General features: G+C 71.6%; 14 protein-coding genes. 12 read left to right on the forward strand and 2 right to left on the reverse strand.

Annotated features, from left to right (window positions below; genetic code table 11):
• Positions 1 to 9: 9 nt before the first annotated feature.
• Complete coding sequence (gene mre11 / locus EGH21_RS02215; protein ID WP_220616839.1) at positions 10 to 1,311, reverse strand: DNA double-strand break repair protein Mre11; 1,302 nt, start codon at positions 1,309 to 1,311, stop codon at positions 10 to 12.
• Between the two features lie 122 nt (positions 1,312 to 1,433).
• Here mre11 and EGH21_RS02220 point away from each other — a divergent pair, with 122 nt between their 5' ends.
• Entirely contained in the window at positions 1,434 to 2,621 is a 1,188-nt protein-coding gene (locus EGH21_RS02220; RefSeq protein ID WP_220616840.1) for a M24 family metallopeptidase, read from the forward strand.
• A gap of 22 nt (positions 2,622 to 2,643) precedes the next feature.
• Here the strand turns inward: EGH21_RS02220 and EGH21_RS02225 are convergent, their stop codons facing one another.
• A complete protein-coding gene (locus EGH21_RS02225; RefSeq protein WP_220616841.1) occupies positions 2,644 to 3,000 on the reverse strand; it encodes a DUF7966 family protein in 357 nt (118 codons plus the stop codon).
• 90 nt (positions 3,001 to 3,090) lie between these two features.
• Between EGH21_RS02225 and EGH21_RS02230 the strand changes: the two genes are divergently transcribed.
• From EGH21_RS02230 to EGH21_RS02280, 11 genes are read left to right on the forward strand one after another with little or no spacing between them, the layout of a single operon-like run.
• Positions 3,091 to 3,609, forward strand: coding sequence for a DUF7310 family coiled-coil domain-containing protein (locus EGH21_RS02230; protein ID WP_220616842.1), 519 nt, complete (start codon positions 3,091 to 3,093; stop codon positions 3,607 to 3,609).
• Positions 3,606 to 4,082, forward strand: a complete 477-nt coding sequence (locus tag EGH21_RS02235; RefSeq protein WP_220616843.1) for a DUF7311 family protein — start codon at positions 3,606 to 3,608, stop codon at positions 4,080 to 4,082. Before EGH21_RS02230 ends, EGH21_RS02235 begins: the two co-directional genes overlap by 4 nt.
• On the forward strand, positions 4,083 to 5,939 hold the full coding sequence (locus EGH21_RS02240; RefSeq protein ID WP_220616844.1) for an ATPase, T2SS/T4P/T4SS family: 1,857 nt from the start codon (positions 4,083 to 4,085) through the stop codon (positions 5,937 to 5,939).
• Positions 5,936 to 7,633, forward strand: a complete 1,698-nt coding sequence (locus EGH21_RS02245) for a type II secretion system protein (protein ID WP_220616845.1) — start codon at positions 5,936 to 5,938, stop codon at positions 7,631 to 7,633. The genes EGH21_RS02240 and EGH21_RS02245 overlap by 4 nt, the downstream gene beginning before the upstream one ends.
• Before the next feature lie 39 nt (positions 7,634 to 7,672).
• Positions 7,673 to 8,134 carry a DUF7283 family protein gene (locus EGH21_RS02250; RefSeq protein WP_220616846.1) on the forward strand — a complete coding sequence of 154 codons (462 nt, stop codon included), beginning with the start codon at positions 7,673 to 7,675 and terminating at the stop codon, positions 8,132 to 8,134.
• Positions 8,115 to 8,501 (forward strand): DUF7285 family protein, encoded by a 387-nt coding sequence (locus EGH21_RS02255; RefSeq protein ID WP_220616847.1) that lies wholly within the window; start codon positions 8,115 to 8,117, stop codon positions 8,499 to 8,501. The genes EGH21_RS02250 and EGH21_RS02255 overlap by 20 nt, the downstream gene beginning before the upstream one ends.
• A complete protein-coding gene (locus tag EGH21_RS02260) occupies positions 8,498 to 9,373 on the forward strand; it encodes a DUF7284 family protein (protein WP_328765105.1) in 876 nt (291 codons plus the stop codon). Before EGH21_RS02255 ends, EGH21_RS02260 begins: the two co-directional genes overlap by 4 nt.
• A complete protein-coding gene (locus EGH21_RS02265; protein ID WP_328765107.1) occupies positions 9,370 to 12,399 on the forward strand; it encodes a DUF7286 family protein in 3,030 nt (1,009 codons plus the stop codon). Before EGH21_RS02260 ends, EGH21_RS02265 begins: the two co-directional genes overlap by 4 nt.
• A gap of 24 nt (positions 12,400 to 12,423) precedes the next feature.
• Positions 12,424 to 12,852: a DUF5791 family protein gene (locus EGH21_RS02270; protein ID WP_220616849.1), complete on the forward strand. Its 429-nt coding sequence runs from the start codon at positions 12,424 to 12,426 to the stop codon at positions 12,850 to 12,852.
• Complete coding sequence (locus EGH21_RS02275) at positions 12,849 to 13,739, forward strand: SDR family oxidoreductase (protein ID WP_220616850.1); 891 nt, start codon at positions 12,849 to 12,851, stop codon at positions 13,737 to 13,739. The genes EGH21_RS02270 and EGH21_RS02275 overlap by 4 nt, the downstream gene beginning before the upstream one ends.
• A gap of 43 nt (positions 13,740 to 13,782) precedes the next feature.
• Complete coding sequence (locus EGH21_RS02280; protein WP_220616851.1) at positions 13,783 to 14,982, forward strand: DHH family phosphoesterase; 1,200 nt, start codon at positions 13,783 to 13,785, stop codon at positions 14,980 to 14,982.
• Positions 14,983 to 15,014 lie beyond the last annotated feature (32 nt).

The raw sequence follows: 15,014 nt of genomic DNA on the forward strand, positions 1-15,014 counted from the left end.
AGGTCCCCCTCACAGGAACTCCCCCATGCTGGACTGGTCCTCGCCGTCCGAGGGGTCCGGGTCCGGCTCGGTGGTCTCGGCCGTCTCGCTCGACGCCACGGCGTCCGCCTCACCGCCGTCCGCCTCGGCCGTCGCCGCAGTCTCGGCCGCGTCGTCGGCGGTGCTCTCCGCCGCGTCTGCGGTGTCCGCGGCGTCGGGTGCACCGGTCAGCGAGTCGGGGTTCTCGTCGACGAGTTCGCGGACCCGGCTCTCGACGGTGTCGGCGACGTTGGCGTCGGCGACTTTCGAGGCGCGGACCGTCTCGTCGATGTCCCGGGCGGCCTCGCTCAGGCCCAGCTCTCGGACGCGTTCCACGACGGCGTCGTCGGGGTCGGCGAAACTCACGCTCGTCTCGCGTTCGTCGGCCGCGAGTTCCCGGTGGTCGGTGACGCGTGCGACGAGTGCCCCCTCGTCCAGCGCGAACTCCTCGACGCTGGCCGGGGCGATAGGTTCGCCGTCACCGTCGATAGAGACGATGACGACGGCGTCCGCTAAGTCGTGTTGGCCGACGCGACTGCGGACCCGTTCGACGCCCTCCTCGGGGCCCAGTTCCACGTCGACGAAGACGAAGTCGCGGGTGTCGAGCCCGCGCCGGGTGATGCGCGTCTCGCCGTCGAAGGTGACGATGTTGTAGCCGCGGTCCTCGCGTTCGCTGGCGCTCGCGCGCTCGGTGGACCCGCAGTAGGTAACCCACGCGCCCTCGACCTCCTGTTTCCCGGGCTTGTGGTTGTCACCGAGCAGCAGGGCGTCGAAGTCGACCGAGGACTCAGCGAGCACCTCGGCGGCGTCCCAGTCGCCGTAGTCGAACGGCTGGAACAGGCCGTGGGTCACCAGCGCCGCGTGGTCGGCGTCGTGGGGCGCGAAGTCGTACGCCAGCGCGTCGCGCTTCGACCGTGGGACGAAGTCCAGCCCGTAGAAGGCGGTGTCGCCGACGACGGTCGGGGCGTCGTCCAGCCGCGTCGCCAGGCCCAGCGACGCGTAGAGGTCGAGCCACTGTGCGTCCCGCTTGGCCTCGTGATTGCCCACGACGGCGAGAAACGGGATGTCGGCCTCTGCGAGGTCCTCCAGTACGTCCAGCGTCCCCATGATGTCCGAGAGCGTCGGCCGCCGGTCGTGGAACAGGTCCCCCGCGTGGACGACGGCCGCCACGTCGTCCTCGATGGCGTCGTGGACGACGCGGCGGAAGGCGTCGAGGAAGTCCTGCCGGCGCTCGGGCACGTGGTACTGCTGGTACCCGATGTGCGTGTCGCCGGTGTGTATCACCCGTGTCATCTGTCGGGTCGTATGCCAGCGTCTCCTAAAGAGGTGTCGCGACCACGGTGAAAGTGGTCGGCGGCGTGCGAATCGGTCGTGCTCGGCCCCGGTCTTTTGTCGCTCGCGGCGAAGGCAGGGGCATGGCGACAGCACTCCCAGCGTCGGCGTTCCGCGACCGAATCGAGGCCGTCCGACAGGAACTGGCCGAGACGGACGCGGACGCCGCCGTCTGGTTCGGCGCGACGGCCATCGAGTACGTCACCGGCTTCGCCCACATCCAGACCGAGCGGCCGGTCGTCCTCGCGCTGACACGGGACCGCATCGAGATTACGGTGCCCCGACTGGAAGTCGAGCGAGTCGACCCCAACGAACGTATCGACACCGTCCACCACTACTTCGACTACCCGCAGGGCCGCCCCATCGAGACGGCGGTAGAGATGCTCGACGGCCTCGGCGCAGAGAGCGTCGCCGCCGACGCCGACGGCGCGCCGGGCGTGATGGGGTACGAGGGCCCCGCACTCTCGGAGTTCGTCGACGTCGAGACCCAGTCGTGGGTCGACCGGATGCGCTGGGAGAAGACCGACGCCGAAATCGACCTCGTCCGGGAGTCTGCGAAGTGGGCCAACCTCGGCCACCGGTATCTCGCCGACTACACCGAGGTCGGCGCACACCCCGCGACGGTGTCCCAGCGGGCGTCGATGGAGGCCTCCCGCGCGATGCTGGACACGCTCGGGGACCGCTACGTCGAGCGCGTCCGGGGGAGCGGGCCGGTCCACGCCGGCTACATCTCCGGCGAGGAGACGGCGCTCCCGCACGGTCACACGCCCAACGAACGGCTCTCGGAGGGGGACGTCCTCGTCACCGGCGCCTCGGCCAACGTTGACGGCTACCACTCCGAACTCGAACGGACCATGTTCGTCGGCGAACCGGACGACGACCAGCGACACTACTTCGCGCTGATGAAGGAGGCACAGGATATCGCCGTCGACGCGCTCGGACCCGGCGTCGAGGTGGCCTACGTCGACGAGGCCGTCCACGACTTCTTCGTCGAACAGGGCGTCGCCGACCTCGCACAGCACCACGTCGGCCACAACATCGGGCTGAGCGCCCACGAACCGCCCTACCTCGACCGCGGGTGGAGCGAGTACGACCACGTCGAAGCGGACGACACGGTGATTCGGCCGGGGCAGGTGTACACTATCGAACCGGGCGTCTACACCGACGAGTTCGGGTACCGTCACTCCGACACCATCGCCGTCACCGAGGACGGCGTCGAGTGGCTCACGTTCTTCCCCCGGGACGTCGAGGCCAACACGATTCGCGTGTAGTCCGTCCCAGTCACGCCCCGAGTCACTCGTCCGGGCCGCCGTCGGCGGCGGCCGCCCGGAACTCCTCGAAGGCCGTGAGCGCCAAACGTCCCTCGTCGGCCAGACCGCTCACCTCGCGTTCGGCACGTTCGACGGCGCGTGCGAGCGCGTCGACGCCCGTCGACTCGGCGAACGTCGCCGCCGCCTCGAGGTCGTCGGTCGCCCGTATCGCCCGCTCGACGACGGCCCGATAACCGGTCGAATCACGCCGTGTCTCGGAACTTTGCCGCGCCGTTCGCGTACCCCCCGTCCAGTCGCCTCCACGGGCCCGGTCCTGTGTCTCACCGTCCCCGTCGGCGAGCGCTGCGAGCGCCGTCTTCACCGAGTCACTGTCGGTCACGGGCGGTCTGGCCTCGCCATCCCTCAAGAAGGTTCGTCTCGGCCGGGGTGGTGCGAGCGTTCAAGTACGAAGCCGGTAGCACGGCCGACCATGACCGACGTGGAGACACTCGAAGAGCGGGTTCGGACCGTCGAGCGTGCCGTCACCGACGGCGACCACGACGTGCCGGCGGTCGAGGACCGAGCGGAGCTAGACGCACGCCTGACCGCCGTCGAAGACCGCGTCGACCGACTGGACGAACGCACCGCGGACCTCGAAGCGGCGACGCAGGCCCTCCGGGGGTACGTCGGTAACGTCCGGTCGGTCAACGAGGACGTCGAACAGCGCGCCGACGCGGCACTCGCCGCGACCGACCGTCTCGAACGCCGTCTCGACGACGCGCTGGACGACGAGCGGCCGTCGTCACACCCGACCGAACCGCGGCGACCGACGACAGACCGCGCCGGCGACCATCAGCAGGCCCCCGAGACGACAGTCGACGGGCCCAGCGGCGACCCGCCAACCCGGCCGGCCGACGGTCGGACGACCCCGGTCGCGGACGGCGGAGAGGGTGACCAACCGACGACGCCCGACGACGGCGTCCTCGAACGGATACGGGCGCTCCTGTGATACTCCGAGTGGTCCTCGGTGCGGTACTCACCGCCGCGTTACTCGGGGTAACCGCGCCCGCGCTCTCGGCCGCACAGGCCGACGCCACCGACGCCGCCGTCGAGCGACGGCTGACGACGCTCGCTGAGCGACTGCAGACGATGGTCGCCACCGACGACGCCACGCACGACCGGGGTGCACGCCGAATCGCAGAGGTTCGGCTCCCCGAACGGACGCTGACGAGCGCCGGCGTCGGTTCGCTCCGGTTCCACAGTCGCGAGGGCGTGGGCGTCGCCAGTTGGCGGGCCGGCGACGCGAGCGCGGCCAGTAGTCGGCTGGTCGGCGTGCCGATACGACCCGCCGGCGGGTCGCTCACGCTCCGTGAACCCGGCGTCCACCGTCTCGCGTTCGGACTGCGGACCCGGGACGGCCGGACGGTCGTGACGGTGCGACGACTGGCCGGCGCCGCCGACAGCCACCGGGAGGACCGATAGATGCGGCGCTGGTTCACGAGAGGCGACGGCACAGACGATGGTGCCTGCCGCTGTCGCGCCTCGTTCGAGGGCGAGACGCTCGGCGTGGCGGCGGACGACTGTCCGGAGAGCGGACGGCTGAGCGAGTCGGCGGACTGTCGCGCGACGGTGGTCGACGCGCTTGGGACGACGGCCGTCGACGCCGTCGTGACGAGGAGCGACGGCGTCGAGCGCGCCTACCTCGACGACGCGGCCGCACTGCTCGTCGCCGCGGGACGGTTCGCCACACGGGTCGAACCACTCGACCGGCGACTGGCCGACCGGGCGCGTCGTGAGCCACTGGCGGCCGCGACGGAGGCCACCGGACGTACCGGACAGGTGGCCGACCTCGCCGCGAAGACCGGATTCGCGCTGGCCGCCGAGCGTGCGAGTGCAGAGTCCGCACTCGAACCGTACGTCGGCCCGGCGGTCAGCGACGCGCGCATCGCCGCGAGTCCGCCGGCCGACGCGACGCTCCGGGACCGTCGGACCGTCGAGACCGACGCGGTGGTACGGCGGTACGCCACGCCGGCGTCGTCGCTCGACTGCTACCACGTGCGGCCCCGGGAACACGAGTTCGACCCCGCGACGACGGCCACGCTCGCGTCGGCCGTCGAACGACTGGCGACAGCGCCGGTGGACGAGCGCGAGACGCCGTATCGGGCCGCCTCGGCGGTCACGGACGACGGCGGGACGGCGGCCGCACTCGGTGCCGTCCTCCGGAAGCACACGCAGGGGCTGGGAGTCCTCGAAGACCTGTTCGCCGACCCGCGCGTCTCCGACGTGTTCGCGACGGCGCCGGTCGGCGAGACGCGACTGCGGGTCCGGGTCGACGGCGAGACGATGGTGACGAACGTCCGGTTGACCACCGCAGGCGCGCGAACGCTCGCCTCCACGTTTCGCCGGACGAGCGGCCGGGCCTTCTCCCGGGCGAGTCCGACGCTCGACACGACGGCCACCGTCGCCGACCGGAAGGTCCGGGTCGCCGGCGTCACCGAACCGGTGAGCGACGGCCTCGCGTTCGCCTTTCGCGCCCACGGCGAGGGCCACTGGCGACTGTCCGACCTCGTCGCGAACGGGACCGTACCGGCGCGTATCGCCGGGATGCTGTCGGTCGCAGTCGAGCGCGGGGCGGCGTGCCTCGTCGCCGGTCCCCGCGGCGCGGGCAAGACGACCACGCTGGGCGCGCTCCTCTGGGAACTCCCGCGGTCGGTCCGGACCGTCGTCATCGAGGACACACCAGAACTCCCGGTGACGGACCTCCAAGCCGACGGACGGGACGTCCAGCCGTTGCGGACGGCGAGCGGCGAGGGGCCGTCGGTCGACGCGAGCGAGGCCCTGCGGACCGCACTCCGACTGGGCGAGGGGGCTCTCGTCGTCGGCGAGGTCCGCGGCGAGGAGGCGGGCGTCCTGTACGAAGCGATGCGGGTCGGCGACGGCGACAGCGCGGTGTTGGGGACGATTCACGGCGCTGGCGGGGAGAGCGTCCGCGAGCGACTCGTCTCGGACCTCGGCGTCCCGGAGAGCGCGTTCGCCACGACGGACCTGCTCGTGACGCTCGCCCCACCGACCGCCGAGGCCGGCCGGGGAGTAGCCGCCGTCGAGGAGGTACGGGACCACGGCGACGGCGTGGGGTTCGCGCCGCTGTTCGAACGTGACGGCGAGCGCGCGACGGCCACCGGTCGACTGGACAGGGGGAACAGTCACTTGCTCGAAACGCTGTCGCACGCCGGCGAATCCTACGCGAGCGTACTCGATGCCATCGAGGACAGGACCGACGAGATGGCCGAACGGGCCCGACGACCGTCGATGGCGACAGCCGGGGGGAGCGAGACGTGACCGGGAGACCGGCGCCGAACGAACTCGTCGAACGGGTGACCGACTGCATCGGCGTCCCGGACGGGTACGAGAGAGCGACTCGCGTCCTTACTCTCGGGTGGCGTGCCGAACGGCTCCTCGCCGCGAGTTACGCCGTCGCGGGCTGCTGCTGGCTCCTCGGTCTAGCGGCCCTCTCTATCTGGACCGGTGCGGTCGCCGTCGTCGTCGGCACCGCCTGCCTCCTCGTCGCGGTCGGGGCGGTGCTCGCCGGTCGCTACGGTGTCCCTCTGGCCGCACAGGCACGTCGGATACGTGCATTGGGGGCGGCCCCCTCGCTCGTCGCGACGCTCGTCCTCGGGCTGACGCTGTGGCCGAGTACCGAGCGAGCGACGGCGTTCGCAGCGGCGGCCGACGACGGCCTCCTCGCCGAGCGTCTCGACGCACAGCGACGACGAGCGTGCGGCACGCCGCGGGACGGTCTCGGGCGGTTCGCCGAGCAGTGGAGCGACGAGTTGCCCGCACTGGCGGCGGCGATACACCACGTCCAGCGAGCGGCCGTCGCGCCGCCCGACGAGCGAGCAACCGCCCTCGAAACGGCACGGCGGCGGGTTCTCGACGGGACACGGGACGAGATGGCGGCGTTCGCCGCCGACCTACGTGCGCCCGCGACCGGACTGTACGCCTTCGGCGTCTTGCTCCCGCTGGCGCTGGTGTCGCTGTTGCCAGCGGCCACAGCAGCGGGCGTCCCAGTCACACCGTCACTGCTCGTCGTCACCTACGGGCTAGTGCTCCCGTCGGTCCTCGTCGTCGCGAGTGCGTGGCTCCTCGCGCAGCGACCGGTCGCGTTCCCGCCGGCGGTAGTGCCGCGGAGCCACCCGGACGTACCGTCCACGCCGGCCCCTGCCGTCGCTGGTGGCGTGGCCGCCGCTGCCGGTGGCTGGGTCGCCGGTACCTTCGTCGCACCGGGCTGGGGGCCGCCACTCGCCGCGCTCGGGGTCGGGACCGGTACCGCGCTCGTGATTCACTATCGACCGGTTCGCGACGTGAGGGGGTACGTCACAGATATCGAGGCCGACGTGCCGGACGTGCTGACGGCTATCGGCCGACGCGTCGACCGAGGGCAGTCGGTCGAAGCGGCGCTCGCAGCGGCAGTCGACGTGACGCCGGCGCCGCTCTGTGACCGCTTGGCCGAGACGCTCGACCGCCAGCAGACCCTCTGCGTCGGTATCGAGGAGGCGTTCTGTGGCGAGTACGGGACGCTCCGTACCGTCCCGAGTCCGCGCCTCCGGCGTGCGGCGGTGCTGCTGGACGCGGCCGCCGACGTCGGCCCGCCGGCCGGCGAGACGATCACCACGATGGGGGAGCATCTGGCCGACCTCTCGGCGGTCGAACGGGAGACGCGTTGTGACCTCGCGCAGGTCACCGGGACGCTCTCGAACACCGCCGCGCTGTTCGGACCGCTCGTCGGCGGCGCCACCGTCGCACTCGCCGGGACGATGGGGAGCGGCGGCCCCATCGAGGCCGTGTCGGCGGCGGTCCTCGGCCCCGTCGTCGGCTGGTACTGTCTCGTCCTCGCGGCCGTGTTGACGGCCCTCTCGACGGGACTCCGTCGAGGGCTGGACCGAGCGCTCGTCGGCTACCGCGTTGGGCTGGCGCTCTGCTCTGCGACGGCGACGTACCTCGCGGCCGTCGTGGGGACGGGCCTGCTGGTCTGACGCCAGCGTTTAAATCGGAAGCCGAGGGCAGGCCACGTTATGTTCGACACACACGTCGACACGCTGTACGTCTGGGTGGCGCTCGGGGCCGTGAGCGTCGCCGTCTTCGGCGTCGTCGCCTCGCTGCCCGCGTCTGCGCCGCCGGACGCGACGACCGCCGCTACGACGGTCGACGAAGTGGCGACCAGCCCACCCGGGTCGGTCGCCACCCACGAACTGGACGCCGAGGAGTGGACACTGTCGGGGCGGGCAATCGGACTCCGTGCCGACGGCGGCGTCGCCCACGCGACGGTCCTCGACCCGTACGTCCCCGCACTCGGGGGTCGCCTCGCGGCCGTACTCGCTGGCGCGCCGCCGAGACGGTACTTCCGGTCACCAGCGGCCCTCGGACGGGCCGCCGAACGAGCACGTACTGCCGACGCGGAATGGCGACCGGCACCGGAGCGACTCAGGGTCCGGCACGTCCGCTGGGGAGGTGTCGATGTCGTCCTCGCCGGATAGAGGGGCGACCGAACCGCTCGCGGCGCTCGTGGCCGTCTTCGCCGTCTCGGCCGGACTGGCGCTGTACGCGGGCGTCCTCGACGGGGCGCTGGCGTCCGCGACCGGTGATCGGAACGTCGCGACGCCGACCGCCGATTCGGTTGAGCGGCGACTGAGTACCGCCGGCGTGGTCTCGCCGAACCGAACGGCGAACGCGCTCGACGCCGTCCCGACCGGCTACGACGGGAACGTGACGGTCCGTGCCGGCAGGCGGTGGAGCGCCGGCCCGTCACCGCCCCCCGACGCGGCGCGTACTCGCCGGACGGTCAGTGTCCGGGTCGCACCGGCGACGGTCAAACGTGGGACGCTCCGGGTGACCGTCTGGTGACGCCCCGGGCCACCAGCACCGTCGTCGACGTGACGGTGTTCCTGTTGCTGATCGGGGCCGCCGCCACGGCCGTCGTCGGCGCCGTCGCCGTGGACACGCCGGAGACGGCGAACCCAGCGGCCGACACCGCCGAGTTACTCGCGACGAGTACCGCGAGCGTCGAGTACGCACTCGACCCGCCCGGCCGACCGCCCGAGTGGACCGCCAACGCCACCGCGAGTCACCAGCGGACGGCGCACGGTACTGTCGCAGAACTGCTCGGGGAGGCGGCGATGAGCGGCGTCACCGTACACGGGAAGCGACTGTCGACGGCCGGCATCGGGTTCGAGCGAGCGGTCGAGGCGACGACCCGGGAGCGCCTCGCCGGTTCGGGTCGACAGACGTCGGTTCGGGTTCGCTGGGAACCGTACCCCGGAGCGCCGGTCCGTGCGACGGCCCGCGTCGGTGAGCGACCGCCACCCTCGGCCGACGTGCGGACGGCGACGCTCGGCGTGGCGAGTCCGATGCCGAACGCGACCAGCGGAGCACGTCGGGGCGCCCGTGAGGCCGGTTACCGAGGGGTCGCGATAGTGGTCGCGTCGGCCGTCGTGGACGGTCTCTTTCCGCCATCGCAGACCCGGTTGGCACTCCGCGGCGACTACCCGGGTGAACGGTTGATGGCGACGCGATACCGTCGAATGGGGCGTCTCACCGACGCGGGCAGGTTGCCGCTCGGTTCGCGGTCTGTGGCGGACCTGAACGCTCGACTGACGGTGCACCTCGCCGACGGTCTGGCCGCCGACATGCGAGGGCGGTTCGACTCCCCGGTCGCCGCGGCCCGAGCAGTCCAGACCGAACGCGTACACATCACCGTCAGGACGTGGTCACCGTGACGAGCGACACGCGCGGCCGGGTGCCGTTCGCACTGCTGGGCGTCCTCCTGCTGGTGAGTAGTCTGACGCTCGCGCCGACGCTGCGGCCGGCGCCCGCACCGACCGACACGGCCGTCGAGCGCACGCTGGACCGAGCGACGGCGGAGACCCAGACGGCGGTGCGCGACGCCGTCTCGCGGGCCGGACGGCGAGCGGCGGCGAACCCGGTATTGGAACCGGCGAACACCTCCGTCGGCCGCGCGCTGGCCGAATCCCGGCCGTTCCGGGACGCGCTCCGGCTACGGATATATCTGCAACTCCGTGACCGACTCCGTCGTGTCGGTGCGACGAGCGAAGGGGTCGAGGCGACGGCGAACCTCCCGGCCGTCGAGACGACCGCCGACTACCGGGCCGCGATAGCGCGCGTCGCCATCGCACGGGCGGGCCCGAACGAGACCGCACTCCGAGCGACTGTCGAGAACGTGACGCTGACGGTGCGGCGCGGCGGCCGGGTGGTCACCCGGCGTGACATCTCGCCCACCGTCGTCGTCGCGACACCGGTCCTCGCACTCCACGCACAGGTCCAGACCTACGAGCGGCGCGTGAACAGCGGGTTGGGAAAGCCGGGACTGAGTCGGCGGTTGACCGCTCGGCTCTACCCCATCGTCTGGGCGCGTGGGTACGCCCAGTACGGGGGCGTCCCGATAGAGAACGTCCTCGCGAACCGGCACGTCGGCCTCGCCACCAACGGCGCGCTACTGGGCGTCCAGCGGTCGACGTTCGGCCGGAGCGACCCGGACGGCCGACGGTCGCTCACGGAGGCGACCGCGATGGTCGGCGTCGAGGACGTGATAGCGGGCAGTAACGACACCGCACTCGCACAGGAAGTGCTCGGGCAGGCGTCCTACCGGCCAGCGAGTGACGACATCAGCACCGGCGGGACCGCCGGCGACCACCCGCGTGCGAACGAGACGATGCGTGTCGGAATCGACGGGACGGCCGACGACGCCTTCCAGTCGGTCGCGGCACCCGACGCACTCGGACAGACGACGGCGGAGGCCTACACCGTCGACGTGCGGCTCGTCGCCGACAGTCGGCGAGTGAGCGGCGGTCGACCGTCGCGGCCGCCGTCGCCGGGCGAGAACTGGACCCTCGTCGGCGAGCGGACGACCGACACCGCCGACGCGGTCGGCCCGGTCACCCCGAACCCGACCGTGCCGGACGGCTGGCACGAACTCGATAGTTTCGGCCGGGCCGTCGAGGTCGAGTACACGCGCGTAGCGCTCTGGGAGAACGGGACGGAGCGACGGTCGACCGCGTCGCGTCGGTCCGAGCGCCGTCGGGTGACGGTCACGGTCGTCGGGCAGCACCGGAGCGACTCCGTCGCACCGGCAGAGCGAATCCGGACGGCTCACGACAGCGCGGAAAGTCCGGTCGGCGGGCCGAATCTGGCCGACGTCGAACGACGGGCCGAACGAGGGCTGGTCGGACGGGCTGGCGGTCCCGACGCCGTCGCGGAACGCGCCGCCGAAGGTCGCCTTCGGACCCCGACCGTGGACGTCACTGGGGCACGGCCGGACGCGCTCGGAGCGTGGGTGTACCGGGACCTCAGACGGGTCCGAGAGCAGGTCGCGGCGGTGAACGTGACTGTCGAGCGCGGTGCCGTCGGCACGTTCGAGACGAACCCGGCACGCGAACTCCGGGCGAAACTCGCCGACCGTCGCACGGAACTCGTTGACGCGCCCGACACCTACGACAGCGCCGCACAGAAAGCGCGAGTAGCGGCCCGTATCGCCTACCTCGACGCGGTAGACGCACGTCTCGCTGCCCGGGCACGGCGACGGGATTCGGCCGGCCGACGCGTGGACGACCGACTCCGGGACCGGACGAACGGGTCACTGCGCGACCTCCGGAAGGGTCTGACCGCCCGCGACACACAGAAACCGCGCTCGCGGCCGGTACCGACCGGGGTGGCCGGTCCGGTTCGGACCCGCGTCGACGCGCGGCCGCAGTACCTCACGCTGGCCTCGGTGTCGGAGTCGTCTCACCCCGCGGTCGATGGGCGCGAACACCCGCTGGTCGCCCGAAACGTCAACGTGTTCACCGTCCCGTACGGCGACGCGGCCAGTGCGGTGACGGACGGCGTGACTGCCTCGGTCGACAGAGCGCGCCTCACGACGGCGGCGACGACGCTGGCCGCGGCGGACGCGACGGCCGACGCGTCGTCGAACACCACGCTCGACCGCCGCCGTCGCCGATTACGGCATCGCGTGGGACGGGCGAACGACCACGTCGCCGCCGAACTCGCCGCCACTGTCGGCGAGGAGACCGACGCCGACGCGTCGGCGAGTCGAGCCATCGTCGAAGACGCGCTCCGACGTTGGGAGACGCCCGCCGCCCGCGGACAGGCGCTCGCGGACGGGTCGGCGGCCTCCGCCGTCGCGAACGTCGCCGCCGACCGGCGGGGCCTCTCACTCGTCGAGCACGACTGGCTCCGACTGCGGCTACGAGACGCGGCCAGCGACGCCCTCGCTCGGCCGGTAGCCCGGCCCAAGACGCCCGTCGTCGACCGGACTGCCTCGACAGTCCGGACCGTCGCACGGGACCAGTTGCGACGGCGACTCGCCGACGCCGGCCGGCGCCGGGCAGAGCAGATGACGAAGCGCCGTCTGGGGACGAAGACCCTCCCGTCGGGGCTCCCGGTGGCGCCGCCGCTGGGCCCGTGGTACGCGACGACGAACGTCTGGTGGGTCACGGTCGAGGGGGAGTACGCCCGGTTCGCGGTGACCGCGAGCCACGGCCCGCCGACGACGCCGGGCGCGACGACGACGTACGCTCGGGACGGCGAGCAGGTCCATCTCGACGTGGACGGGGACGCCGAGGCGGAACTGCTCGGGCGGAGTACGCGACTCTCCGTACGGGCGCAGACTGGCGTCGTGGTCGTGGTACCGCCGAAACCCCGCGGTGTCGGCGACAAGGACGGCGTCGCCGTCGAGACGTCGGCCGGGTGGCCCCACGCCGGCGCGACGGAGAGTGACAGCGACTAATACCCCCCGTGCGTACCGGTGCCCATGCTCAGAGCGGAGTTCCCCGACGCAGGAACGCAGTCACCCGAGGCGCTGCTGGCTGCCTACGAATCGGTCCTGGCCGAGACGGTCGAGACGGTCGGCACCGACGCCGTCGTCGAAGCGACCGGCCTCGACCGGGAGACGGTCGAAGCGGCCGCCGCCGGCGACGCGGCCGATCTCACACTCTCGGACGCGGCGGCCGTCCTCGCGACCGATCCGGAGCGGCCCGACGCCGACGCGATTCGGGCGGAGGCACAGGACATCCTCCTGATGGGGATGACGACGGCCGTGATGGACGTCGAGACGCTGGCGTCGGGCATCGACGACGAGATGGAGCCGAAGGAGATACAACAGAAGATAGAGGGCCGCTACCCGGTCACGCTGGCCGAGTACGCCGTCCTCCACAGCTACATCGAGAGCGAGCAGCGATGACCGCACGCGTCGCGATACTCGGGTGTGGGTACGTCGGCCTCGAACTCGGGCGACAGCTACGGGACGACCACGAGGTAGTCGGCGTCCGTCGGTCCGACGACGGCGTGGCCGCCATCGAAGACGCGGGGTTCGAGGCCGTCCAGGCCGACGTGACCGACGCCGACGCGCTCTCGGCCGTCCCGGACGTCGACTGGGTCGTGTTCGCGGCCAGTTCCGGCGGCCGCGGGGCCGAGGCGGCCCGCGAGGTGTACGTCCACGGCCTCCGAACGGCCGTGGACCACTTCTGGGGCCGCGACGATGCGCCGGAACGTCTCGTCTACACGTCCAGTACCGGCGTCTACGGCGACCACGACGGCGACTGGGTGGACGAGGAGACGCCGCTGGACCCGCAGACGGAGAAGACCGAGGTGCTCGCCGAGGCCGAGCGCATCGCCCGCGAGCGACCGGCCGAGTACGGCGGCCACGGCACCGTGGCCCGCTTCGCCGGCCTCTACGGCCCCGGCCGCTATCGGCTCGAACGGTATCTGGAGGGGCCGGTAACGGCGGGTTATCTCAACATGGTCCACCGCGACGACGCGGCGGGCGCCGTCCGGTGCCTGTTGGAGGAGGACCACCGCGAGGAGGTCGTCCTCGTCGTCGACGACGAACCCGTCGAGAAGTGGGCGTTCGCGGACTGGCTAGCCGAGCAGTGCGACGTCCCGTTCCCGCCGAAACAGACCAAGGACGAGCGACTCGACGACGCCGACCTCTCCTCGACGGCGAAGCGGCGCATCCGCACGAGCAAGCGCTGTTCCAACGACCTGCTCCGGTCGCTCGGCTACGAGTTCGCGTATCCGACGTTTCGAGAGGGTTATGTGGACGCTATACGGGAGTTTACGACGCATTAATCACGGGGGAACCTTCTTATCGTATCCGGCAGCATCTACGCCTATGTCACAGGTGGCTTCGGGGGACCTGGCGACGCAGGCCGAACGGGTCGCCGCCTTCGCCATCGAGAACCCGGCGGTAGCCGTCGCCGCGCTCCTCGTCCTGCTCCTCGCGTTCGGCCTCGCCGTCTCCCTCTATCGCTATCTCACACGCACACCCGCCGACCGCCTCGTGTCGGTGCTCGGTCGTTACGACGAGGTCGCGGTGTTGATGCATCCGAACCCGGACCCCGACGCGATGTCCTCGGCACTCGCCGTCGACCAGTTGGCGGCGGCCGTCGACACCGACTCCACACTCTACTACCCCGGTGAGATTCGCCGGCCAGAGAACCGTGCCTTCGAGACGGTACTGGACCTCGACTTCGACCGCATCGAGACGGCCGGCGACATCGCCGCGGACCAGGTCGTGCTGGTCGACCACAACGAGGCGCGGGGGTTCCCGGGTGCGGGTGACGTCGACCCCGTCGCCGTCGTCGACCACCATCCGGGCGGCGGCACCGGGCGGCAGTTCACGGACGTCAGAACCGACACCGGAGCGTGTGCGACCATCTTCGCCGAGTACTTCCAGTCGCGCGACTGGGAGTTCTACGACGTCGACACGGCACTGACCGACGGCGGCGTCGAAACGGGGACAGTCCCAGAAGACGCGCTGCCGAGTCACGTCGCGACCGGCCTCATCTACGGCATCCAGTCGGACACGCGGTCGCTGACCAACGGGTGCTCGTCGGACGACTTCGCCGCGGCAGCGTACCTCTACGAGGGCATCGACGGCGACCTGCTCAACCGCATCGCCAACCCGCAGATAGACGCGGAGGTGCTAGACGTGAAGGCCCGCGCCATCACCGAGCGCGTCGTGAACCCGCCGTTCGCGTACAGCGACGTCGGCGAGGTGTCGAACACGGACGCCATCCCGCAGGCCGCCGACGAACTGGAGACGTTAGAGGGTATCTCGGCCGTCGTCGTCGTCGGCGAGTGCGACGGGACCCTCCGCATCGCCGGGCGCTCCCGCGACGACCGAGTCCACATCGGTCGGGCCATCGAAGCCGTCGTCGAGTCGATTCCGATGGGCGAGGGCGGGGGCCACGCCCGGATGGGCGGCGGGCAGATTCCCGTCGAGTACATGGCCGGCATCGGTCCGAGCGACGGCATCAGCCGCGAGGACCTGCGCCAGCAGGTGTTCGACGCGATGGCCGGCGAGCGCTGAATCTCGGTCCTTTTGTCCGGTCGGGCCGAAGC

It is taken from the genome of Haloarcula rubra (genome assembly GCF_019599465.1).
GTDB classification, from domain to species: domain Archaea; phylum Halobacteriota; class Halobacteria; order Halobacteriales; family Haloarculaceae; genus Haloarcula; species Haloarcula rubra.